The following is a 25,584-nucleotide window of genomic DNA, read 5'->3' as shown; positions in this document are numbered from 1 at the left end:
CGAATGCGGCGGGTCAGTCAATTCATCTGTAACTGACACACCGCATTCGCGAGCAAGCCCGCTCCCACATTTAGACCGCGTTGCATCAGGTAGATAGGCTTTTGCCTTGCACTTGATCAGGCTTTGGATTCAACCACTCAGGTCGGCTTTCAGGCCGCCGTGCTGTAGATTCTGATTTTGATCTGAGGCGCCCCGTTAACCACGATGGCCTTCGTTCTGGCACACCGAGCCTAAGCGAGGTGCCGAGTGGTGGGGCGAAGACCTTTTGGTTACTTTTGGCTGGGCCGGCATTCCGGGCGTTTGCCAAAAGTGACCCGCTGTAAGAGCGGAACCCTAAGCGGCCGTTACCGCAGCAACGGATATGTACACCGACAAACCGCTATCGCAGGCAACCCATCCCCCCAACCTCGGGTTCCTCATTCCGTCACATCCAACCCACCACGACACAGCCCACACCGCGTCCAGTCAAACCCCGCTGAAACCCCGCTGTCACTTGCCCCGAAACCACTCAAAAGCATGACCAAAACACCCGAGAATCTTTCGTAAAATCAAGCGCTTCCTCCCGAGGTTTTTTCCTTTTGCTGTCATCGGATGCTGCGAAATTTCCTATCCATGGCCTCAACCCTCGCCACCCCCGGAACACGGCTTGGGACCGAAGCCATAGCGTCATGCAAGAGCCATCTACCCAAACGTACAAACACGACGAAAGGAGATTCTTCATGTTTAAGCGCACTATGATCGCAGCCTCTTTGGTAGTTGCAGCACTGGCTTCCGCCCAATCCATGGCCGCAGTGGTCGGTGGCGGTGCCACCCTGCCGGAAAAACTCTACGGCAGCACGGCCACTTCGACCACGGCTACCGGCATCCTCTCTGCCACCGTCCCTGGTTTTAACCCCTACATCGGTGTAGGCAGTGGCGACGGCAAAAAGGCCTTCTTCGGTAATGATTCGACCAAGCTGAAACTGGCTGCCGGCATCACCGTTGACTATGCGGGCAGCGACTCGATCGTTAGCGTTGCGGAACTGGCGGCTTACAATGCTGACGCCGTTAACGGCCGTGGTGCCTACGGCCCATTGATTCAAATCCCCGCCGAAGCCACGTCGGTGACGGTGCCTTACCATATCGACGGCAAGACGTCTCTGCAGCTCACCAGTGTTCAGTTGGCTGATATCTTCGCCGGCAAAATCACTAACTGGAACCAGGTGCTGTTCAACGGGGCTGCGGGTCCAAACCTGCAGATCAAAGTGGTCTATCGCCAGGAAACCAGCGGCACTACCGAGATCCTGACCAACCACCTCAAGGCGGTAAAACCTGCTTCGGTACCGGCTGTCAGCAACAGCTTCGTCACCGCTATCGGCTTTGACCCAGCCACCAGCGCCCCGGCCGGCTCAAGCTATATCGCTGTCACCGGCAGCCAAGGTGTCGCCACTGCCATTACCAACAACAACGGTGCCATCGGTTACGTCAGCCCTGACTATGCACAGTTCAACAGCGCTGCCGCTGTTGCTTCGGTCAACGGTTTCCTGCCGACTGAAGTCAACGTTCAAGCCAGCCTTGACGGTGTTGTACCTCCGGTTCTTGGCAGCGACGAAGCCAAAAATCCTTTGAACTGGGTCCCTACGTTTCCTAACCCTACCGCAGGCTACCCCATTGTGGGCTACACCAACCTGGTCTTCAGCCAGTGCTACAAAGACACCACTGACACCGCGCGTATCCGTGTGTTCTTGAACCGTCACTACACCGGTTTGAACAACGCAACCACCAGCAGCCACTCGTTCATCCCGTTGTCCGCTACTTGGCAGAAAGCTGTCCACGACAACTTCTACGCCACCACCAGCGCCCTGCGCCTGGGCGACACCAACACCTGCAACGGTATTGGCCGTCCGCAGTAAGCCCCGTCTCGACAGGGTTTGCCCCACAGCCGGCAATGACTTCGCGTCATTGCCGGTTTTGTCGTTTTCTCGCCCAACCGACCAGTTGAACCGTACTGCGTGAACATTGTGTGACAACAGTTCGGTCGCGCCCCCCGGCAACTGCCTTAAGCAATAACCCCGACACGTGGCTGCGCAGTGTTTGCGTGCCCGTCGTTCGCCTGCCCCGTCAAAAGGACCTGTAAGTGATGCGTTCCCGACTGAAGCTGCCTGCCACCCCAGGTCAAGTGTTACTCCTCAAACCCCTGGCCCAGGTCATTGCGCTGCTGGTGTTTGCCGGTGGCGCCCACGCGGCGCAGCCTCAGGCGTTCAGTTCGGGCTGGTTTGCCGCCAAGGGTGCAGCGCAGGCGGCCGGCAGCGCACGCCCGGGTGTGGTGATGCCGGGAACGCCGCCGCCGCTGTCCCAGCAACAACGCGGTAACGAGCAGTTGCAACGCTCCTTGCAGAACCTCAATACCAGCGTCGCCGCGATTGCCGCGCAACAGGCCGTGCAGGCCGCCGCCAGAAGCAGCGCGAGTGCGGGGCCGCAGAGCATCCACAACGGCCTGGGTGGCAATGGCTTGAACGTGGTGATTGGCGCAGATGGCAAGCCGCTGTTCGTCAATGCCGAAGGGCCGGTGCAGACCGATGCCAACGGCAAGACGCTGGTGTCGATCAAGCAGACGGCCGACAAGGCGATCCTCAATTGGCAAACCTTCAACGTGGGCCGCGATACCACCGTGCAGTTCCAGCAGAACAGCGATTGGGCGGTGCTCAACAAGATCAACAACAGCACCGCGCCGAGCCAGATCCAGGGGGCGATCAAGGCCGACGGCACGGTGATGATCGTCAACGGCAACGGCGTGGTGTTCAGCGGCAGCAGCCAGGTCAATGTGCGCAATCTGGTGGCGGCGGCTGCCGGGTTCAGCGATGAGCAATTCACCGCCAGGGGCCTGTACAGCGCCAGCAACAGCGCGCCGAGTTTTGCCCAGGCCGCCGGCAATGTGACCGTCGAGCGCGGCGCGCAGATCCAGACCCAGGTGCCCGCCACGTCGACTGCCGGTGGCGGTTATGTGCTGTTGCTGGGTAAAGAGGTGGCAAACGCCGGGAGCATTTCCACTGCACGCGGCCAGACCCTTCTGGCGGCCGGCGACAGCTTTGTGATCAAGAAGGGCTACAGCACCGACGGCAATGTCAGCTCCACTACACGCGGCAACGAAGTCAGCGTCACGGGCAGTGGCAAGGTCAGCAACACGGGGTTGATCCAGGCCTCTACGGGGGACATCACCCTGACCGGTCAGCAGGTGCTGCAAAACGGCGTAGTGCTTTCAAGCTCCTCGGTGGAAGCCCGCGGCACCGTGCATTTGAAGGGCACCGGCAACAACGCCGGTGTGAGTTTGGGCGAAGGCAGCCTCAGCGCCATTGTGCTCGACAGCAGCAACGCCCTCGACAGCCAGCGTGCCGGGTTGATCACCCCGGCGGCTGACCAGGCCGGTAACGTCGTGCCGGCTGACGTGTATCGCCGCGACCAATCCCTGGTGGAAATCACCAGTGACGGCACGGTGGATTTTCGCAGCGGCTCCCTGACGCTGGCGACGGGTGGCCAGGTCGGCGTCAAGGCCGCGCAGCGCACCTTGCTGCGCGATGGCGCAGTGATCGACGTGTCCGGCGCCATCGGGGTCAAGTTGGCGATGGAGTCCAATAGCGTCAAAGTCAATATCCAGGGTAACGAGCAGCGCGACGCGGCGGTCAACCGTGACGGCAAAGCGCTGAACAACAACGATGTGTGGGTGGATGTCCGCGACCTGATTTTTGTCCCGGCCGGCACCAACGGTTATGCCACCGACCGTTGGTATACGGCAGGTGGCCTGCTGGAAGTGGGCGGCTATCTGGGCACGCGCAACCACGGTATTGGCGAATGGATGGCCCAGGGCGGTACGGTGACGTTCAGCGGCAAGGACGTGGTGACCCGGCAAGGTTCGCAGATCAACCTGTCGGGCGGCACCCTTGATGTGCAGGCTGGCAAGATCCAGCAAACCTGGCTTAAAGGCCCTGATGGGCGCTTGTACGAGCTGTCCAGTGCGCCGGGGGATTTGCTCTATACCGGGATCTACAAGGGTTACGAAGACCACAGCCAGCGCTGGGGCGTGACCGACTATTACTACAACCCGCTGATCGCGCCGCGTGAGCGCAGCGAAGCCGGCTATACCGTCGGGCGAGATGCCGGGCGGCTGGTCGTCAGCACCTCCAGTGCCGTGCTGGAAGGGCAGGTTGTGGGCGACACCTACCAAGGTGAGCGCCAGACCCAGGCTGCGCAAAAAGGCCTGGACGGTTACCTGCAATCGCAAAAAGCCGTGGCCCGTGGCGCCGCCCTGGTGGTGGGCAGCTACGTGCCGTACTACGTCAAGGACAGCGCCCAGTTGCAGTATGCCTTGGGCGCAGACGCCAACACGGTGAGGAACGTGGTGTTGGGGCCAAGGGCCGCTGCGGTCGCGGCCGGGTTGGAATTGAACAGCGTACTGCCGGCTGAGCGGGTGTCCACGTTGTATCTGGACAGTGAGGCGTTGAGCGCGACGAAACTGGGATCAATCAAGGTCGCCAGCACCGGCTCGATTCTGGTCAATGGCGCACTGGAGGTGGAGCCCGCCGGTGACATCACCTTGTTCGGGCCCAGGATCGAGGTCAACGCCAATCTCACCGCGCATTCCGGCACCCTGCAGCTGGGCAACGTGCTGGCGCAGATTACGCCGACCGGCAAGAACGACGTGACCCTTGGCGGTCGCGGCAGCTTGATCGTCAATAACGGCGTGTCGCTGGATACCAGCGGTCTGTGGAGCAACCAGTTGCTCAGTGCGGGCGACAGCAGCCGGTTGCCCTACCTCAACGGCGGCAGCGTGGCCTTGCGCAGCAGTGGCGATATGAGCCTGGCAGCAGGAAGCCGGGTGGACGTGTCTTCCGGTGCGGCACTGGATGCCAGGAACCAGTTGATCGGTGGCAAGGGCGGCGACGTCACGCTTGCGGCCAACGCCAACAGCGCAGACAGTCGCGGCAACCTGGCCCTTAACGGCGAGTTGCTCGGCTATGGCGTCAGTGGCGGCGGGCGCTTGAGTGTGCAGGCCGGCAAGGTGCTGATCAGTGATCTGCCTGCCGCGCCCCAAGCGGGCACGCTGCAACTCGACAGCGGGTTCTTCAACAAAGGCTTTGGTGCCTACGACATCACCGGCAACGAAGGTTTGTTAGTGGCCGACGGTACTCAGGTCAACGTGACTGCGCCGGTGTACCGCCTCAATGACACCGCGCAAAACCTGGTGAGCGGCGCCGACCCGCGCAGCGCACTGCAAATCTGGACCCCGCCGCAATACCGCGAAACCCCCACCAAGGGCCAGTTGACCCTGCGCAAAAGCGCGAGCCTGAGCCTGCAAGCAGGTACTGAATTGTCCACTGCCGCGCAGATGGCGGCGGTGCAGGCGCGCATTGGCCAGGGTGCGGTGATCATCGTGGATCCGGGCCAGTCCATCGGCGTGCGCAGCATTGGCCAGTTGACCGTGGAAGGCACGTTGAATGCCTGGGGCGGCAATATCACCCTGGGTGGCGTCAGCGTACAGCCCACGGTGGCCGATGGCGTTGAGGCCAAAGGTCACGACCGTTCGATCTGGGTCGGTGAGCATGCTGTGCTGGATGTGGCCGCACGCGCAGCCACGGCCCTCGACAGCCTGGGGCGGCGCTACGGTGTGGTGGGCCAGGGCGGCACTCTCGTGATTGGCGGGGTGATCGACCCGGCCACTGGCGTCGCCAGCGCGGCCAACCCGGCCACTGGCGTCGCCAGCGCGGCCAACCTGTTTGTGGTGGTGCGCGAAGGCGCACGCCTGGACGCCTCTGGCAGCCAGGCCTCGCTGGACCTTTCCGGTGCCGGCCCCACTGTGGTTGCCAGCCGTGGCGGCACCATCTCCCTGGCTTCCAACAATGGTCTTTATCTGGACGGCACGCTTAGCGCCAACAGCGGCGGCGCCGGTGCGGCGGGTGGCAGCCTGAACGTGGCCCTGGAAACGCCGTTGTACCTCGATACCGCCGTTGCCCGTGTGCGCCAGGCGCGTGAATTGATCGTCAGTGCCGCCGATTCAGGCGCGCCTTTACCGATCGGCAGTACGCCCGAAGCTGTGGCGGGCGGCTTGACCTACGGGCACGGACGGTTGACGGCCAGCCAGGTCAGCGCCGCAGGTTTTGACAACTTGTCGCTGCTGAGCAACGGCCTGATCAGCTTTGACGGTGATGTGGCCTTGCGTCTGGGGCAGAGCCTGAGCCTGTATTCAGGGGCCATGGCCTTGACCGATAGCGCCGCGAAGCATTCTCAGGTGTTTTTGACTGCACCCTATGTGCGCCTTGCCGGGGTGGGCAACAACAACAGCGCCACCGATAGCCTGGTGCGCCCGACGGTCCAGGGTGGCGTTTCCACTCAAGGTGCGGCTGGCCTGTTGAGCGTTGAAGCGTCGAACGTGCTGGATGTGCGTGATAGCGTGAATTTCGGCGCCCATGCCGAGCGCTCCAAAGCGTTGGCCGACGGTGTTGACCGGCGGGCCTTTGACCAGGCTCATTTGGTCAGCCAGGGGGATATGCGCTTTCTGGCCCGCAGCGCTGACAAAACCCAAACCGCCCTGACCACCCAAGCCGACCTGAACCTGATCGCCGCGCAGATTTACCCGGCGACCGGGGCCGTTGCCGAGGTGACGGCAGGTAACACCGGCGGTGAATTTGACCCGGCGCGTACGCTGCGCATTGGCCGGGTGGGCAGTACGGAGCCGGCGCTGCCTTACTCAGTGTTCGGCAGCCTATCGCTGAACGCCTCGACCATCGAACAAGGCGGTGTGCTGCGCGCGCCTATGGGCAGCCTCAGCTTGGGCGTGGACGGCGGCATTACGCGCGCTACCAAAGTGATCAATCTGTTGCCGGGCAGCCTGACCTCTGTCAGCGCGGGTGGCCTGGTGCTGCCTTACGGTGGAACCGTCGACGGTGTGACTTGGCGCTACGACGGCAAGCAGGTGGAATTGCTGGGCGTTGGCGGTACCCGCAGCACAGGTAATGCGGCGGTGGGCGTGCAACTGGCGGGCGGCTCGCTGAATGTGCAGCAGGGCGCAGTGCTGGATCTTTCCGGTGGCGGCCAATTGCTTGGTGCGGCATTCGTTTCCGGGCGCGGCGGTTCCACGGATGCGCGCTACAACCCCTTGGTGCAAATGGGTGCGGACGGAGGCTTTTCCTTACCGGGCCTGGCCACTAACCCGGTCTATGCGATTGTCCCCGGCGGCCAACCCTGGGTAGCGCCGAGCGGCGGCGAAGCGGGCGCGATCCAGCCTCTGGTTGGCCAGCAAATCACTATCGGTGCGGGTGTGCCTGGCCTGCCACCGGGTACCTACACCTTGCTGCCGTCCACTTACGCTCTGTTGCCAGGGGCGTTTCGGTTGGAGGTCAACGGCTTGGCCGCGCCGTTCGCCAGCGGCGCTATGCAGCGCGCCGCGGCCATGAATAACGGTTCCTGGTCAACCGAAGGCTTGCTGTCGATTGCCGGTACCGGCATTCGTGACAGTTTATCGAGCCAGTTGATTGTCACGCCGGCTGAGGTAGTGCGCCGTTACTCCCAGTACAACGAAACCACTTACGCAGACTTTATTCGCGCTGATGCGGCACGCCTGGGTGTGCCACGTGCTGCGCTTGAAGCAGATGCCAAGACCCTGAGATTGCGTCTGGTGGGCGGGCAAAAAGATGTGGGGTTCAGCTTTGACGGTGAGGGGCGCTTCAAACCCGCGCAGGGCGGTTTTGGTGCCACTGTTGCGGTGCTGTCCAGTGGCGACATAGAAGTGGTTTCTGACACCGCAGCGGCCAGTAGCGCTGCGTTGATGGCGTCGGTGCGGGCCAGCGACTTGAATGCCTTGGGGGCTGCCCGTTTGGTGGTGGGCGGTGAACTGACGGTGGTGTATGGCCAAGGTGGCAACTTCGTCAGGTCCGACCTGGCAGCCATCACTGCGAGCTCGGTGGTTGTGCGCCAGGGCGCGACCCTGGCGGCGCCGGAAGTGTTCCTGGTGTCGGGCAGGGCCTCGGGCGCGATTGAAATCGAGCAAGGCGCGTCGATCAATACCTTGGGGCGCGGCAAGGCCGCCTATGACTCCGATGATGGTTTTATCTACCGGCCGGGCACCCGCAGCGTGTTGGCAGTCTCCAATGGACGTTTGCAGATGCTGGCGCCGGTAAACGGTGACGGCCCCAGTGGGCCGGGCAGCATCCTTATCGGCCAATGCAGCCTGGGTGCCTGCGGCGGCGACGCATCACTCTATTCCGAAGGTTCGATTGCCTTTGCCACCACCAACCGGTTTGCCTTGAGTGACAGCGTTCGCTATGGCACCCGCCATCTGGCCCTGGCGGTGGGTGGGATCAACGTCGGCAGTGCCGAGGCACTGGCTGACGCCGCTGCGCGTGGTGTGCTGCCGTCGGGCCTGACCCTCAACCAGCAGGTGCTCGCCCGCTTGCTGCGCGGCGATGCTTCCAGCGGTGCGCCGGCCTTGCAAAGCCTGACGCTGACCGCCGGGCAAGCGTTGAATTTCTATGGCAGCACCACGCTGAGCACCCTCGACAGTTCGGGCAAGTCGTTGCTCGATGAGTTGCTGCTGACCACGCCTGCGATCTATGGGTACGGCAGCGCCAGTGATGTGGCGCTGATCCAGACCGGCACCCTGGTATGGGGCGGCGCCACCAGCACGCCGCCAGCCGTGATCAGCAACGGTGCGGGCACCGGCAGCGGCACTCTGGAGCTGCAGGCCCGGCGCATCGCGTTCGGTTATGGCCGCGATGCCCAGCCCGACAGCCTGGCCAACAATGGCCGCATGACGCTGGGCTTCGCCACGGTCAACCTCAACGCCAGCGAACGTATCACTGCCAACCACAAAGGCAGCCTGACGGTACATCAGTCGCAAGGTGCTTACGAGGCTGGCAAAGGCTTTGCCTACAGCGGCGGCAACCTGAACATCAGCACGCCGTTGTTGACCGGCGAAGCCGGCTCGGTCAATCGCATCAGCGTCGGGGGCGCGTTGACTGTAACGGCGCCGGTCAGCGGCACGGCGCCAGTAAATGCAGCGGCCATCGACGCCTTGGGCGCCGAGCTGCTGCTGTCCGGGCGCAGCGTGGCGCTGGATACTTCGGTGGTGCTGCCGAGCGGCAAGCTCACCCTCAGCGCCGATGAAGAGCTGACCCTGGGTGCGGCTTCGCGCCTGGACCTCAGTGGTCGCAAAGTGCAGATCAACGATGTGAGCAAATACAGCTGGGGCGGTGATGTCAGCCTGGAAAGCCGGCGCGGCAACATTCGCCAGGCGGCGGGCGCGCTGATCGATTTATCTGCGCAATTCAACCAGGGCGGCCTGCTCAAAGCTGTGGCGGTGGATGCCGCTGCGGGTCAGGTCGACCTGCAAGGGCAGATTCGCGCCGGCAGCAGCGGTTATTACGATGCCGGTGGCACCCTGGTGCCGTACAAAGCCGGTGGTGTGGATATCCGCGCGCAGCAGCTCGGGGACTTTGCCGCCTTGAACCAGCGCTTGAACCAGGGCCAGGTCGTTGGCTCGCGCAGCTTCCAGCTCAAGCAGGGCAACCTGGTGATTGGCGATGAACTCAAGGCCAATCAAGTCAATGTCTCGGTGGATAACGGCAGCCTGACGGTGCTGGGTACGATCGATGCCAGTGGCGAGCGGGTCGGCAGCATTCGCCTGGCCGGCAAGCAGGGCTTGACCCTTGCCGGCAGCGCGCTGCTGGATGCGCACGGCACCCTATTGCGGGTCGACAGCTACGGCAAAATCATCGATGCGCCGAACCGGGCGATGGTGGAACTCAATAGCGGCGACGGTCAATTGACCTTGGCCGATGGCGCGTGTATCGACCTGCGCCACGGCACCGCTGCAGTCCTGGGCAGTGGCCCGGGACACTATGACGGCGTGGCCCGCGGCACGCTGGAATTGAACGCACCACGGCTCAATGCCAATGACGTAGCCATCGACGCACACGGGCAAGTCAACATCCAGGGCGCCCGCTCCATTGCGGTAAACGCGGTGGCCCGTTACAGCGATGCGCCGGTGGGCACCGAACCGTCGGCCAGTGGCCGACCGTATCAGGTGATTGACCAGAACTACCTCACGCAAAAGCATGTGCTTGCCGAGGCCTTCATCAACAACGCCTTGAACAATGCCGGGCTGATGCAGGGCAAGCTCGCGGGCTTGAACAACAGCCGTTATACCGAAGCGTTCCACTTGCGCCCAGGTGTGGAGATCGTCACCCAGGGCGACCTGATGGTAAGCGGCGACCTGGACCTTTCCGGCTACCGTTACGCCAGCGTCAACCCCAACACGCCGAAGACTTCGGTGTACGGCTCGGGTGAGGTGGGCAGCCTGGTGGTGCGTGCCGGTGGCAACCTGGATGTCTACGGCAGCATCAACGATGGCTTTGCGCCGCCACCGAAGACGCCGGACGATAACGGCTGGGTGCTGACGCCGGGGCTGCAAGGGTTCGGTGCCGATGTGATTGTGCCCGGCCCTGGCGTAGTCCTCGCCAACGGCAGTGCGTTTCCCACGGGCAAGACCCTCAATTACCCGTTACCGATCCAGGCCACTGCATTGGCCCAAGGCACTGTGCTGCCGACCCAGGGCACACTTGACGCACCACTGACGCTGCCGGCCAACACGGTGTTGAGTGCGGCAGTGCGCGACAGTGGCGGCAACCTGTTGTACGCCGCCGGCACCTTGTTGCAGCAGCCTGTGGTGCTGGCGGCCGGAACCCAACTGGAGGCGGGCACGGTCTTGGCCGGCGCGGCTTCGCTGCGCGCCATGACCTGGCCGGCGGGCGTGCCACTGCCCAGCCGTGGGGGTGTGACGGGCAGTGCGACGGACGGTGTGTTGCTGGCCGGTGACCTGGCGCTCAAGGTCGGGGCGCTGATTCCGTACGGTACCGACGTCAAGTTGCCCAATGCTGCGGTGTCGGTGCCGTTGCGCACCGTGACCGGCGCCACTGCGCGCCAGAACTGGGCCGTGGCGCCGATGCTGGCCGAAGGCTCGCAGTCGTGGTCGTTGCGCCTGGTGTCCGGTGCCGATACCCAGGCGGCTGATACCCGTGCGATCCAGCCTGCATACGCCGGCGACCTGACCCTGGCCGACACGCACTACGGGATCTATGAGACCCACGACAAAATCATCATCCCGGCGCAACCGGCGCGGCCGGGTGGGGTATGGTACTGGAGTGACTTGGCCGCCGAACTGTTCGGTTTCGAGGCCGGGACTCCAGTGCCGCAATCCGAGTCGGGATTGTGTGATGACCCCGACATGTGTATTCGCGTCAAGTACGTATGGAGCGACCTCGGGGAACTCTTCGGCTTTGTACCGGGCCAGCCGGTATCGCCTCAGGACGAAGGCACCTGCGACCCTGATTTGTGCGTTTCTCTGGGCGAACCGATTCCAGCAATACCTGAGCAGGTCACCATCGGGCCGGTGAAACGGGTCTCACCCGTGAGCCAGCACTTTAGCGTGCTGCGCACCGGCACCGGGGATCTGGACTTGATAGCCGCGGGCAATGTGGCGATGAAGTCGCCCTATGGTATTTATACCGCCGGCGCCTCCAGTGCTTCTCGTGCAGGCAGTGCCGCCGCTGAGTTTGATCGCGCTCGCGCCACCTCAGCGGATGGAACGGTGCTGGGCAGCGCGGCCAAGGCGTATGAAACGCTTGTCGATAAAAGCAGCCCCTATGCCGCTTGGTATCCCGATGGGGGCGGCAATGTGTTGTTGCGCACGGGCGGCAGCCTGACAGGCGATGTTTGGACGCCGCTCACCGACGCGATCATGCCCAATGACGGTCGCACTCAACTCAACAGTGCGAACCTGGGCAATTGGTTGTGGCGCCAAGGTACCGGAAACACGGCGGGTGTGACCCCGACACCTGCCAGTTGGTGGATCAATTTTGGTACCTACGTTAAAAGCGACAGTGGTGCCAACATCGAACTCGAAGACCGCGCACAGATAAACCTGCTTCCACGCCTGGTGGGGTTCACCGGTGTAGGCACACTGGGCGGTGGCAACCTGACCCTGGACTTGGGCAGCGATGCCGGCATGCTTGCTCGTCGCGGCGATCCTGGTGCAGTCAGAGCACCGCGCAGCGAAGGGTTGGTGCTCGCTGTTGGCAGCACTGGCCGGGTGGTCGACGGGCAATTGCTGCTGACCGGTGGCGGTGATCTGGATGTGCGCATGGGCGGTGATTTGAACCCCGGGCTGGATGCCCGCGCAAGCCGCGATAAATCCGCTACGTTGTCAGCCGATTATAAAGCGCAGGTGCTCAGCCTCAACGGCGTACTGACCAACTTGCGTGGTGCATTGAACCTGCAAGCAGGCAGCCTGGGGGGCATTGCCTTGAACTACGGTGAAGTGCCCGGATCTCAGGATGCCAGGGACAACCGTGCTTACTCACCGTATACCGCAAGCCTGGGCACGGCCACGGGCGGGATCACGTTGATGTTGGGGGACGCCACGGCCAACCTGTCGACCCGAGGTGACTTGGTGCTGGCGGGGACAGGCGATCCAGGACGTGTTTCTACCGAAAATACCCAGGCGTTCAGTTACAACGGCACAGACTATGGCAATGGGACCACCTGGTTCTCGCTGTGGACTGAGCGCACGGCCATTGACCTTTTTTCCGCAGGTGGCAGTTTGACGCCTAGCGTGCAGAGCGTGTCGCTTGCCAGGTCAGGCATCCTTGCGCCTTTGCAAGGGCAGAACTACTCAAGCTCCGATGGGCGTTTTATCTTCCCTTCCAAACTGGGCGTGGTGGCAGCCAATGGCAGCATCTATCTCGGCGCGTCCGCGTTGGGCGTTGGCCCGCTGCCCAATAATCCCGTTTACTCACTATTGCTGGCGCCATCGAGCCAGGGGCGGCTGGCGATGTTGGCCGGCGATTCCATCTACGCCAGTGGCTATGCAGTCAACCAGTCAGGTGACAGCCTGGGTTCCATAGCGACGCCTTTGGCGCCAGCCTTTGTCGGCAGGAACGGGTTCAATCGCGTCATCGACAACCTGGGCGGTGACGCGATACAGGCTGACTTTTCCTTGTTTGCCTTGCGCAGCCCAACCGATCTTGCGCGCCCGCCGGCACAGACACAGCCGGCCAGGTTTTATGCCGGGCAAGGGGATATCGTCGGCTTGCGCAGTGGTGAAATCATCACGTTCAGCAGCGGTCGGCAAGGGCAGGTCCGCTATGAATCCGCAGGTCCGGTGTGGATGCGAGCGGGGCGCGATATTGTCGGCTCAGGCACGTATCTGGGCACATCCACGGTGTTTCCGGCGTTGCTTGCTGACAACGGCGACTACATAGGCGAAAGCCGCGGCAACCTGTTCGTGCACAACCGCCCCGAAGATGTCTCGGTGGTGTCTGCCGGACGCGACATTATCTACAGCAGCTTCAACGTCGCCGGCCCCGGCACCCTGGAAGTCAGTGCCGGGCGTAATCTGTTGATGGAAGACAAGGCCTCCATTACCAGCCTGGGCCCGGTGGCAGTGGGGGATTCGCGACCGGGTGCGTCTATCGTGCTGGAAGCCGGGGTAGGGCCTGATGGCCTGGATTACCTGAAGTTCGTCACGCCTTACCTGGACCGCGCCAACCAAGCGGTCGAAGGTGTGCCTCTGGCCGGGCAGACGGGCAAGGTGGTGAAAACCTACGAGGCCGAGCTATTGCAGTGGCTCAAGGAACGCTATGCCTTCAGTGGTGATGCCGATCAGGCGCGGGCGTACTTCGCCGGCCTGGGGCCTGAGCAGCAACGCATTTTTGCGCGCTCGGTGTACTTCGCTGAAGTGCGCGCGGGCGGTCGTGAATTCAACCTGAGCGCAGGCCCGCGTTCCGGCAGCTTTTTGCGCAGTCGCGCGGCGATCGACGGGTTGTTGCCGAGCAAGGACGTGGCGGGCAACCCGATCGTGTATGACGGCGATATCACCCTGTATGGCGGTGCCGGGGTGCATACCCGGTTTGGCGGCGATATCCAAATGCTCAGCCCTGGCGGGCAACAGGTGTTCGGTATTGAAGGGACTGCGCCGCCGGCGACGGCGGGGGTGCTGACCCAGGGTGCCGGGGATATTCAGTTGTATGCCCAGGGCAGCATCCTGTTGGGCCAGAGCCGCATCATGACCACCTTTGGCGGCTCGATTCTGGCGTGGTCCGATGCCGGTGATATCAACGCCGGTCGGGGATCGAAAACCACCGTGCTCTATACCCCGCCGAAACGTGTGTATGACAACTGGGGCAATGTGACCTTGTCGCCCAACGTGCCGAGCGCGGGGGCGGGTATTGCGACGTTGGCGCCGATTGCCGAGGTGCCGGCCGGTGATATCGACCTGTTGGCGCCGGCGGGCACCATTGATGCGGGCGAGGCGGGGATTCGTGTTTCGGGCAACGTCAACATTGCGGCGTTGCGCGTGGTTAACGCGGCCAATATCCAGACCCAGGGCAAGTCGTCCGGGGTGCCGGTGACGGCGGCGGTCAACACCGGGGCGATGACCTCGGCGAGTGCGGCGGGGGCGGCGGCTTCCCAGGCGGCGGAGGACGCGGCGCGCAGTCAGCAGGCGGCGGCGAAGCAGGGCAGGGCTTCGATCGTGACGGTGGAGGTGTTGGGTTTTGGCGCTGAGCCGGTGGAGCGTGAGCCGCAGCCTGCGGGCCAGCAAAAGACCTCGGGGTATAACCCCGGCAGCCCGGTGCAGGTGTTGGGAGCCGGGCCCTTGAGTGAACAGGCGCGTGCGCGATTGACTGATGAGGAGCGTAGGCAGATTAGTTTGTAAGGTTTTTTGCGGGACCTCTCGTTGTAAGGTTTGGGGCGATCGGTGATTGCCCCTTTTTTTGCGTGTGTATATCCGTTGCTGCGGTAACGGCGGCTTCTACCTGATGCAACGCGGTCTAAATGTGGGAGCGGGCTTGTTCGCGAAGGCGGTGTGTCAGTCAATTCATCTGTAACTGATACACCGCATTCGCGAGCAAGCCCGCTCCCACAGTTGACCGCGTGCAGCTCTGAAAATGAAGTCGGCTGTTGTTATTGCTCTGGCCCTTACATCCTTTCCCCCAGCAAAAATTGCCCCCCACCCAATCCCAAATGAAGCTTTCATGACAAAAGTTCGGTAGCCCCCACCCACTCCCGTCTTGCCTATGTAACGCGCTGCAGGCGATCAAAAGTCGCCTCCAAAGCCGTCAGCAGGACGCCAGGAGTGGGGCAATGGGAACTATGGAACGTTATTCGAAAGTCGGCATGCAGGAGCTCGATCAGCGCCTGTCGAAGATCGTCGAGGCCGCGCGCAAGAAGCCGGTTTCGGTATACCGCTACGGCGCGCCGTGGGTGTGGATCGTCTCCCAGGACGATTGGCAAGGCGCCTTGAAGGAAGTCTCCAGCTACATTCCGGCGGGCCACTCGCTGGTGTTGTTGCGCCCGCAGATCGACGAGGTGCTCGCACAGTACCGCGACTGGCTCCAGCCCGAGCCGGGCATGTTGATCGCGCCGCACACCGTGGTGCACATCCTGTTGCTGCAGCTGCTGTATTCGGTGCCCAGCGAACAGCAACTGCACGAGCAGCTCAATTACAACCTGCTGTTTCGCTGGTTTGTCGGCCTCGACCTGACCCAGAAGGTGTGGAGCCTGCACGCCCTGCAGCGTGACATCGCCAGCCTGCTGAACAACCCGCAGGCGGTGCAATTGATCCAGAAAATCATCGGTGAAGTGTTTTGTGGCGCCTTGCTGCACATGCCGGAGTTCTCACTGAACTTTGCCTTGCTGCACACCTGGCTGGCCCGGCACAGCCATCTTTCGACCACCAGCAATTGAGCAGGCCGAACGCCGTGCAATCGGTGAAGGCGCGCAACTTTTTTAGACAACCAGGGGGCGGTGTGGAGCATCTGTTCAAGTCAACGCTGGCGCTGTGCCTGACGCTGGGGGCCTTGGCCCAACCCGCGCTGGCCGAGGAGGAGGGCGCAGCGCGGCGGGTCGACGTCAACGAATATTTCGTGCGCGGCAATACCGTGCTGGATGCGGCGGCCATCGAGGAAGCGGTGTACCCGTTCCTGGGCCCGCAAAAGACCCTCGGCGATATCGAAGGCGCTCGCGATGCGCTGCAAAAGATCTACCAGGCGCGTGGCTATCAGTCGGTGTTTGTGGAGCTGCCGGAGCAGAAGGTCGATGACGGCATCGTCTACCTGCAAGTCAGCGAAACCAAGGTCGGCCGCGTGCGCGTGGTCGGCGCCAAACACTATTCGCCGGTGGAAATTCGCGAAGACGTGCCGGCGCTCAAGGAGGGCGCGGTGCCGGATTTTGCCAGTGTGCAAACCCAGCTCGCCGGGCTTAACCGGGGCGTCGGGCGCCAGGTCACGCCGCTGGTACGCGAAGGCGCGCGGCCAGGCACCATGGACGTGGACCTGCAAGTGGAAGACCAGAACCCCTGGCACGCCAGCATCGGCCTGAACAACGACTACAGCGCCGACACCGAGAAGCTGCGCACGGTGGCGACCCTGGGCTACGACAATCTCTGGCAACTGGGCCACAGCATCTCGCTGACCTACTTCACGGCGCCCCAGGACAGCAGCAATGCCAAGGTCTGGTCGGGTTCCTACAGCGCGCCGCTGGATGAGCGCTGGACCTTGCAGTTCTCCGGCTACCAGTCCGACAGCAACATCGCCACCATCGGCGGCAGCAACGTCTTGGGCAAAGGCCATTCCTACGGTGTGTCGGCGATCTACAACCTGCCGGCCAGTGATAACTGGGCCAATTCGTTCTCCTTCGGCGTGGACTTCAAAGACTTCGACGAGCAGCTCAAATTGGGCAGCAATGCCGACAAGGTGCCGCTCAAATATGCGCCGTTCACCTTCGGCTACAACGGCTATCGCTACAGCGAGCAATCGGCCCTCAGCCTGGGCTTGAACCTGGTGGTCGGCACCCGTGCGTTCTTCGGCTACGGCAGCGATGCCCAGGAATTCGAATACAAGCGCTACAAGGCCAGCCCAAGTTTTGCGGTGCTCAAAGGCGATACCACTTACACCTACACCTTCGCCAGTGATTGGCAGTCGGCGACCAAGGGCGGTTTCCAACTGGCCTCCGGGCCGCTGGTGTCCAACGAGCAGTATTCCGCCGGTGGCGCCACTTCGGTGCGCGGCTACCTGGCGGCAGAGCGTACGGGGGACGAGGGCCTGCTGTTCTCCCAGGAAATGCGCACGCCCTCATTGGCCAGGTTTCTTGGCAGCTACGTGCAGGAATGGCGCTTCTACGCGTTCGCCGAAGGCGCGCGCCTGCGCCTGCAAAAGCCGTTGGCCGAGCAAGAAGACGAATACAGCCTGGCCAGTGTCGGCCTCGGCACCCGCGCCAGTTTGAGCAAATGGTTATCCGGCAGCCTGGACTGGGGCTACCCGCTGCTCGATGGACCGAACACCCAGAAACAGGACTCGCGACTGCACTTCAGTGTGCAGGCGACTTTCTGACCCTTTCTCCCGGAGACTTCACCATGCAACGCCTATTTCTGAGCCTGTTGATCTGCCTGGGCTTCGCGCTTCCGGCCACCGCCCATGCCTGGTGGCAGGATGATTGGCACTACCGCAAACAGATTACCGTGGACACCACCGCCCAAGGCGCGGCCATCAATCAAGCCCTGGGCCGTACCGCGCTGCTGGTGCGTCTGCACACCGGCAACTTCACCTTCGATGGGGTGAAGGAGGATGGCAGTGATTTGCGCTTTGTCAGCGCCGATGACAAGACTGTGTTCAATCACCAGATCGAAAGCTTCGACCCGCTGATGGGCATGGCGCTGATCTGGGTTGATGTGCCCAAGGTCGAAGGCGGCCAGCGCCAGGAAATCTGGATGTACTACGGCAATCAAAAAGCCCCGGCCATCGCCAACGGCCAACTGACCTTCGACCCGAACTACACCGGCGTTTACCATTTTGACGGCGCCAACGGCACCCCGGCCCGGGACACCACGGCCTACAGCAACACCGCGCTGAACGCCACCGGCGCCAGCATTGATGGCGTGATCGGCCGCGCCCTGCAGTTTGGCGGCCAGCCGCTCATGCTGCCGGCCAGCCCATCCCTGCAACACGCCGCCGGCAGTGCATTGACCTTCAGTGCCTGGCTGCGCCTGGACCAGGCCAGTGGCGAGCAAATCGTCCTGGCCCGTCGCGATGGCCCCCACAGCCTGTTGCTGGGCTTGAACCAAGGCACGCCGTTTGTGGAAGTCGACGGCCAGCGCGCGGTCTCCACCCAACCGTTGAACCCAGGCCAGTGGCAACACCTGGCGTTCACCGCCGAGGGCGAAAAGGTCGCGCTGTACGTCAATGGCCGCGAAACCGCGAACCTGGCCGTGGCCGTGCCGGCCTTCACTACACAGACGGCGATCGGTGCCGATGTGCCGGAGGCGGGCAGTACGCACCTGCCGTTTGCCGGCGCCATGGATGAGCTGCGCCTGTCCAAAGTGTCGCGCCCGGCCGCGCTGCTGCTGGCCGATGCGAGTGCCCAGGGCGCCGAATCCAGGCTGGTGGCGTATGGCGTGGATGAAGAACAGTCGGGCTTCGGTTTCGGCAGCCTGGGCTTTTTGCTCAAGGCCGTGCCGATTGACGCCTGGGTGATCATCCTGGTGCTGGTGGCGATGATGGTTCAGTCGTGGTTCATCATGCTGCGCAAGAACCGTCAGGTCGGCCGCGTGAGCAGTGCCAACGAGATCTTCCGTGAGCATTTTGCGCAGATCGGCACCCGCCTGGAAATGTATGCCGATGACGCCCAACTGGCCGATCGCCTCGGTCACTCTTCGCTCTGGCGCCTGTACCTGGTGGCGGTCAAGGAGATCCGCACCCGCCGTGCCCAGGGCGCGGATACCTCATCGGTGTCGGCGGCCACCATCGAAGCGATCCGCTGTTCCATGGACGGCGTGCGCACCCGCGAAAACCAGGCTCTGAGCTCCAAATTGTCGACCCTTTCCAATGCCATCGCCGGCGGCCCTTACATCGGCCTGCTGGGTACGGTGCTGGGGATCATGGTGGTGTTCCTCGGCACGGCCATGGCCGGTGACGTGAACATCAACGCCATCGCCCCCGGCATGGCGGCCGCTTTGCTGGCCACGGCCATGGGCCTGTTCGTGGCGATTCCGGCGCTGTTTGGCTACAACCGCCTGATCACGCGCAACAAGGAAGTCAGCGCCGATATGCGCGTATTTGTCGACGAGTTCATCACCCGCCTGGCGGAAATGCACGGCGAGAGCCAGTTCAGTGAAGCCGCGCACTCGCGCGGCCACCACGCCTCCGTTCCGGCCTGAGGAGAATCAGTATGGCTTCCGTGAATGCCGCCCACGACGATGACGATGACGCCGCCGTCGACACGATCAACATCACGCCCCTGGTGGACGTGCTGATGGTGGTGCTGGTGATGTTTATCCTCACCGCCACCGCCCAGGTGTCGGGTATCCAGATCCATCTGCCCAAGGCCAGCGCCTCGGTGTCGCTGTCCGAGGCCAAGACCAAGGCCATCTCCGTCAACGACGGCGGCCAGGTGTTCCTCGACGCCTACCCGGTGACGCTCGGTGAGCTGGAAGAGCGCCTGCGCATCGAGAAAGCTCAGAACCCGGACTTTCCGGTGATCGTGCGCGGCGACGCCATGGTGCAGTACCAGAAGGTCATCGAGGTGCTCGACTTGCTGCGCCGGCTGGAGCTGTCCCAGGTCGGGCTGGTCACCGGCAAGCCGGGCCAGGGTTGAGCCATGACCGCACAGATGCCGATCCCGCCCATGCCCGTGAAGAACAGGTTGCTGCGCCCGCTGAAGTGGGGCGCCGGCCTGCTGCTGGCCGCCGTGGCTGCCTGGTTCCTGTGGCAGTGGGCCAATGACATGAGTGGCGTGCGCCGCGAAGCGCCGAAGGTGCCGACCATTATTCCGTTGCCGCCACCGCCGCCGCCTCCACCGGAAAAACCCAAGGAGCCGGAGCCCAAGGTTGAAGAAAAAATCCCGGAGCCGGTGCCCACGCCTGAGCCCGAAGAAGTCAAGCCGGTGGAAGAGGCCCCACCTTCGCCCGCCGATGACTTGGCCAACCCGATGCAGATCGATGGTGATGCGCAGTCCGGCAACGACGCGTTCAACATCGGCGCCGGCAAGGGCGGCGGCATGGCCGGTTCCGGTGGCGGCGGCTTGGGCACTGGCACTTACAAACAGTACCTGGCAGGGCTGTTTCAGCGCCTGCTGAGGGATGACCCCGAGTTGCGCAAAAAGGCGTACGCCGTGCAGGCCGACTTGTGGCTGAGCGCCGAGGGCCAGGTCGTGCGTGCAGAGCTGGTGAAGTCCAGCGGCGATGCCGAGACCGACGCGCAAGTGCTCGCCGCCTTACGTGCGCCCCATGCCTCACAACGTGTTCCGGCAGCGGTGACGATGCCGGTGCGCCTGTCGCTCAAGGGCCGACGCCCGGATTGATCACACCCATTTCTTGCAGTTTTTTACAGGAGTTGCGTACACATGATTTCCCCCGTGAATCGACTGACCCTGGCGGTCGGCATGGTCATCGCGACCCTGGTCGGCCAGGCGACGGCTGCCCCGGTTGCGCCGTCGGAAAACGTCACGATCAACCTGATCCGCCTGCTGGTGCAGCAAGGTGTGCTGACCCAGGACGCCGCCAACGGGCTGATCGCCCAGGCCGAACAACAAGCCCAGCAGGCCCGGCAAGCCGCGGCTGCGCCGGTGGTTGCCAGCGGCCCTACGGCGGCGCCTGGCGATGTGCGTGTGCAGTATGTGCCGCAAGCGGTGCGTGATCAGATTCGTGACCAGGTCAAGGCCGAAGTCATGGCCACCGCCAAGCAGGAAAACTGGGCGCAGCCCAATACCTTCCCGGACTGGGTGTCGCGTGTCAGCTTCGACGGCGATATTCGCCTGCGTGACGAGTCGCGCTACTTCTCGGGCAACAACAGCAACGAAATCGTCGACTACGCCAAGCTCAATGAAAGCGGCCCGTATGACGTTAACAAAGACACCAACACCAAGCTGCCGCCGTTGCTCAACGCCAACAAAGACCGTGAAAACCTGTTCCGCCTGCGTGCCCGCCTGGGCATGAAAGCAGTGATCACACCTGAGTGGACCGCCGGTATTCGCATCGGCACCGGCTCGGACAATAACCCGGTGTCCACCACCCAGACCCTGGGCGGTGGCTTCGGTAAAAAGGATATCTGGCTCGACCAGGGTTACCTGAGCTGGAAAGCTACCCCGGACGTGACCCTCACCGCCGGGCGTTTCGCCAACCCGTTTTATTCCACCGACATTTTGTACTCGCCGGACCTGAACTTCGACGGCATCGCGGCCAACTTCAACCATGCGCTGAGCAGTGAATGGGGCGTGTTCGGCACCCTCGGCGTATTCCCCGTGGAATACACCTCCGACGCGTCCAGCAGCAATGGTTTCGACAAGGAAGACAGCGACACCAAATGGCTGTTCGGCGGGCAGGTCGGCGCCAACTGGAAGATCAACCGCAGCAACAGCCTCAAGGGCGCAATGGCGTACTACCACTTTGACGATATCGAAGGCCAACGCTCCAGCCCGTGCAGCCCGTGGGCGGGTCAGCCTGCGTGTGATACCGATGGCTCGCGCCTGGCCTTTATGCAAAAGGGCAACAGTGTGTTCCTGCTGCGCGATATCACCCCCAACCCGGCCACACCTGGGTTGACCCCACAGCCGCAGTTTGTGGGCCTGGCCTCCAAGTTCGACGTGCTCGACCTGAACCTGGCCTGGGACGCCGAGCTGCCCAGCGACTTCAAGCTGCGCACCCAAGGCAACTACATCCACAACCTGGCCTACGACAAGGGCGAAATGCTCAAGCGCAGCGAAGGCCAGATCGTCAACAACATCAACAGCAAGGGCCAGTTTGAAAGCGGCGGCAATGCGGCGATGGTGCAGTTCACCCTCGGCAATGCCTTCGAGATGCGCAAGCGCGGCGACTGGAACCTGTTGGCCGGCTACAAATACATCCAGCCCGACGCCTTGCCGGATGGCTTCAATGACTCCTCGTTTCACCTGGGCGGCACCAACGCCAAGGGCTATTTCGTGGGCGGCAACTACGGCATCGACAAGAACATCTACGCCAGCGCCCGTTGGTTGAGCGCCTCCGAAGTGTATGGCGCGCCGTTTGAAGTGGATGTGATGCAACTGGAACTCAACACGCGCTTTTGATGCGCAGGGAGATGCCACATGAACACGCGAATCTTAGGCGGGCTGTTGCTGGTGCTGGTGGCCACGGGCGTTTCGGCCGAAGGCATGGAGGAGCGCCTGCGCACGCAACTGCGCAGCACCACCCAGCAGTTGCAGGCGCTGCAAAGCGAGCAGGCCCAGGCCAGTGCCGCGCGCATTGCCGCCGAAACCCAGGCCAGGCAGGCCCAGGCACAGATCAAGCAATTGAGCGCCGAGCTGGAAAAGGCCCGTGGTGCAGCCGAGCAGATGGCCGGCCAGCAGCAGAGCCTGCACAGCCAGGCGCAAGCCCAGGTGGCGGCCAGCAATGAGCAGGTCGGCAAGTTCAAGAAGGCCTATGACGAGTTGCTGGTGCTGGCCAAGGGCAAGGAAACCGAACGCGCCCGCTTGCAGGCGCAACTGAGCGAACGTGACACACAAGTGCAGCAATGTTCAGCCAAGAATCAACAGATGTACGGCGTGGCCAAGCAACTGCTGGCGGCCTACGAAAAAATCGACGTGGCCGAGGTGATGAGCATCCGCCAACCGTTCGCCAGCAGCGCGCGGGTCAAGTTCGAGGAATTGGCCCAGGGTTTTGGTGATGAGCTATACCTTAATCGGTTTGATGCTCCGCACACCGCCCTTAATCAATGATCAACAAGGAAGAGACACTATGAGCGATGTTCAACTGATCACCAGCGTCACCCCGCAAAGCCTCACCGAGCTGCTGCAGGAAGCCGGCTACCGCGTCAACCAGACCGAACAGAACGGCATCGTGCAACTGCTCAGCGCCAGCCAGGGCATCGGTTTTGCCGTGCGTTTCGGCAACGCGGCGGCCGAGCAGGGCAGCTACGTGGACTTCACCTACAGCTGCGCGCTGCGGGTACAAGGTGAACTGCCCAAGGGGCTGGCCGAGGTATGGAACGCCTCGCGGCGCTTTGCCCGCCTGTCGTTGCAGGGCGAATTTTTGCTGATGGAAATGGATGTGGTGGTGGCCGGCGTGGGCGCCGCGCACCTGCGCAGCCAGTTGGAACTGTGGGACCGGTTGCTGCAGGAATTTATCGTGTATCTGCGCGATTACAGCCAGCAAGCCGCGCAATTGCAGGCCCAGGCTGCCGCGGCGCCGGTGGATGAAGAGGCGCCTGTCCTGTGAAAAAACCAACCCTGCTGGTCGGCGCCGGTGCGCTGACATTGCTGGCCGTGGCGGTAGGGTTGAGTCTGCGACCGGGTGCTGACCCGGTCGCTGCTCAGCAGCCGGCGCCGGGCGTGAACACCGAAGGCGCAGGCCCGGCGGTGGCGCGTTTGGGCAACCAGCAGATCGGCCTGCCTGAACTGCAAAGCGTGATGGCCAGCTTGCCGGCTGAAACCCGCGAACAATTGCGCGGTAACCGTGGCGCGCTGGAAGCCTGGATACGTTCACGCCTGGCGCAAAAGGCCGTGCTCGAACAGGCGGATGCCCAAGGCTGGCGTCAGCGCCCGGAGGTGGAGCAACAGACCCGCGCCGCCACCGAACAGATTGTGTTCCGTGACTACATGCTGTCGGTCAGCCAGGTGCCGGCCGACTACCCCAGCGCGGCTGAATTGCAACAGGCCTACGACAGTGGCAAGGCCCAATGGGTGACGCCGCCGTTGTACCGGGTCAGCCAGATTTTCCTCGCCGTGAATGATCCGCAAAACCTCGACAGCGTGCGCCGCCAGGCCCAGGAACTAAGCCGCAAAGCCCAGGCTGCGCCGGCTGAATTTGCCGCCCTGGCCACGCAATATTCCCAGGACCCTGGCACCGCTCAACAAGGCGGTGACTCTGGGTTGCAACCGTTGCAGCAACTGGTGCCGGAAGTACGTGGCGTGGTTTCGCGCCTCAAAGTCGGCGCGGTGTCGGATGCGCTGCAAAGCGCGGCCGGTTTTCATGTGCTCAAACTGACCGGCCAGCAACCGGCACGCACCGCCAGCCTAGATGAGCTGCGCGAACGTCTCACCCACGCCTTGCGCGCTCAACGCCAGGAACAGATCGCCAAGGCTTACCTGGAAGGCATGCTCAATACCGCGACCTTGAGCATTGACGGTGCCGCGCTGAACAAGGTGCTGGAATAACCCCGGCCTGCCTTCGCACTGGATGCATCGACCGACACGACAGGGAGTCTCCCATGGCATATCTAGAACCGTCCGGCCCCCAGGGGGCGGCAGCTTATCGCGCGCCAAACGAGCCGCGCAGCGCCTGGCTGGCCCTGGCCGCAGAGATCGAGCCGGAGGTGGTGCGGTACTTTTTGGTCAGCGCGCGGTGTGGCTGTTTTATGCAGGCTGCGCGCAGTTTGAATATCAAGGCCACGCTGCTGCGCAAGCGCCTGGCGCAGCTGGAAGAGCAACTTCGCCGTTCACTGTTCAGCTATCAAGGCAATGGCCTGGCGCTGAGCCGTGACGGCCTGCAACTGCAAGCGCACCTGGTGACCTTGGCCCGCGAGCGGCGTGTGCCGGTGATGGTGCAACAGCCGCTGATACGCCTGGCCGTTGCCGAGCCGATCCTGCATGACGTTCTTGGCCGCGACCTGATCGCATTGTTGCGCCGCAATGCCAGTGTGCGTCTGGAAATTATCTCCATTGACAGTCAATTGTCGTTGCAGGCGGTGGATGTGGACGTGGTGTTATGGCTGTCGGATGCCGACGGGCCGGTGCCTGGGCCGAGCTTTGCCACCGAACCGCCACGGCGCCTGGCGCTTTTGCAATATTTACCGCATATCGCCAAGCGCTATTCGCGGTTAACCACGCGCCCGGACAGTGTGGAAGACCTTGACGACTACATGCTGGTGCAATGGCAGCCGGATGTGCAGGTTGAGGCGTTGCAGCCCTGGAACAGCGTGGTTGAGCAACGCTTGGCAGCGGTGGTGAAAGTGCAGGCGTATTCGCTGATGCTGGAGATGATTCGTTGCGGCGCGTGCATTGGTCTGCTGCCGCATTACATGGGCAGCTTTGACCGTGGGTTGGTGGCGTTGCCGGGGTTGATGGGCGAGACCATGCAGCGCCAGGTATGGCTGGCGGTGAATGCGCAGGTGCATGATGCCGAGGCGGTGCGGATGGTGGTGGAACTGATTGTGGGCACGTTTGAGGGGCGACGGGAGTGGTTTGATTGACGGGCTGCTGGGGATACATCCGTTATCTCGCTACGGCTCGGCATGCCCGCAATCCGACAGTGATTTGGACCATCGTGTTTGACAGGTCGATTTCAGATAAAGATCACGATCACAAGCGCAGATCAAAAGACCGCTGACTTCGTCATCGAAAAGGATGTAAGGGCCAGAGCAACAGCAGAGCCATACTCGGTCAAAGGTGGGAGCTCTTCAGTGAATGCAAATCCACAGTCGATCTCATATTCAAAACTGCATGCGGTCAACTGTGGGAGCGGGCTTGCTCGCGAATACGGTGTGTCAGTCAATTCATCTGTCACTGACCCACCGCATTCGCGAGCAAGCC

Annotated in this window: 13 protein-coding genes; 12 read left to right on the top strand and 1 reads right to left on the bottom strand. The window is 62.7% G+C overall.

Going from position 1 to position 25,584, the window contains the following annotated elements; genetic code table 11:
- Positions 1-719: 719 nt before the first annotated feature.
- From ACTD9P_RS23670 to ACTD9P_RS23615, 12 genes are all read left to right on the top strand, one after another.
- Positions 720-1,892, top strand: coding sequence for a substrate-binding domain-containing protein (locus ACTD9P_RS23670; protein ID WP_438869597.1), 1,173 nt, complete (start codon positions 720-722; stop codon positions 1,890-1,892).
- Positions 1,893-2,119: 227 nt separating this feature from the next.
- On the top strand, positions 2,120-14,743 hold the full coding sequence (locus tag ACTD9P_RS23665; protein WP_438869596.1) for a filamentous hemagglutinin family protein: 12,624 nt from the start codon (positions 2,120-2,122) through the stop codon (positions 14,741-14,743).
- A 437-nt stretch (positions 14,744-15,180) separates the two neighbouring features.
- Positions 15,181-15,774: a transposase gene (locus ACTD9P_RS23660; protein WP_438869598.1), complete on the top strand. Its 594-nt coding sequence runs from the start codon at positions 15,181-15,183 to the stop codon at positions 15,772-15,774.
- Between the two features lie 62 nt (positions 15,775-15,836).
- Positions 15,837-17,417 (top strand): ShlB/FhaC/HecB family hemolysin secretion/activation protein, encoded by a 1,581-nt coding sequence (locus tag ACTD9P_RS23655; RefSeq protein ID WP_438869595.1) that lies wholly within the window; start codon positions 15,837-15,839, stop codon positions 17,415-17,417.
- Between the two features lie 23 nt (positions 17,418-17,440).
- Complete coding sequence (locus ACTD9P_RS23650) at positions 17,441-19,240, top strand: DUF2341 domain-containing protein (protein WP_438869594.1); 1,800 nt, start codon at positions 17,441-17,443, stop codon at positions 19,238-19,240.
- Positions 19,241-19,251: 11 nt separating this feature from the next.
- Complete coding sequence (locus ACTD9P_RS23645; RefSeq protein WP_138815084.1) at positions 19,252-19,677, top strand: ExbD/TolR family protein; 426 nt, start codon at positions 19,252-19,254, stop codon at positions 19,675-19,677.
- A gap of 3 nt (positions 19,678-19,680) precedes the next feature.
- The gene (locus ACTD9P_RS23640; RefSeq protein WP_438869593.1) at positions 19,681-20,382 is read left to right on the top strand and encodes an energy transducer TonB family protein; all 702 of its coding nucleotides are present in this window, start codon (positions 19,681-19,683) and stop codon (positions 20,380-20,382) included.
- A 42-nt stretch (positions 20,383-20,424) separates the two neighbouring features.
- Positions 20,425-22,125: a putative porin gene (locus ACTD9P_RS23635; RefSeq protein ID WP_438869592.1), complete on the top strand. Its 1,701-nt coding sequence runs from the start codon at positions 20,425-20,427 to the stop codon at positions 22,123-22,125.
- Between the two features lie 18 nt (positions 22,126-22,143).
- Positions 22,144-22,773 carry a DNA repair protein gene (locus tag ACTD9P_RS23630; protein WP_438869591.1) on the top strand — a complete coding sequence of 210 codons (630 nt, stop codon included), beginning with the start codon at positions 22,144-22,146 and terminating at the stop codon, positions 22,771-22,773.
- 19 nt (positions 22,774-22,792) lie between these two features.
- Positions 22,793-23,272 (top strand): YbjN domain-containing protein, encoded by a 480-nt coding sequence (locus tag ACTD9P_RS23625; RefSeq protein WP_438869590.1) that lies wholly within the window; start codon positions 22,793-22,795, stop codon positions 23,270-23,272.
- Positions 23,269-24,210 carry a peptidylprolyl isomerase gene (locus ACTD9P_RS23620; RefSeq protein WP_438869589.1) on the top strand — a complete coding sequence of 314 codons (942 nt, stop codon included), beginning with the start codon at positions 23,269-23,271 and terminating at the stop codon, positions 24,208-24,210. Before ACTD9P_RS23625 ends, ACTD9P_RS23620 begins: the two co-directional genes overlap by 4 nt.
- Before the next feature lie 53 nt (positions 24,211-24,263).
- On the top strand, positions 24,264-25,244 hold the full coding sequence (locus ACTD9P_RS23615; protein ID WP_438869588.1) for a LysR family transcriptional regulator: 981 nt from the start codon (positions 24,264-24,266) through the stop codon (positions 25,242-25,244).
- A 122-nt stretch (positions 25,245-25,366) separates the two neighbouring features.
- Here the strand turns inward: ACTD9P_RS23615 and ACTD9P_RS23610 are convergent.
- A partial coding sequence (locus ACTD9P_RS23610) for a hypothetical protein (protein WP_438869587.1) occupies positions 25,367-25,584 on the bottom strand: 218 nt, incomplete at its 5' end.

This window comes from Pseudomonas onubensis (assembly GCF_965653655.1).
Taxonomy (GTDB): domain Bacteria; phylum Pseudomonadota; class Gammaproteobacteria; order Pseudomonadales; family Pseudomonadaceae; genus Aquipseudomonas.
The sequence above is the reverse complement of the archived record's forward strand: the minus strand, read 5'-3'. Positions and strand labels throughout refer to the sequence as shown.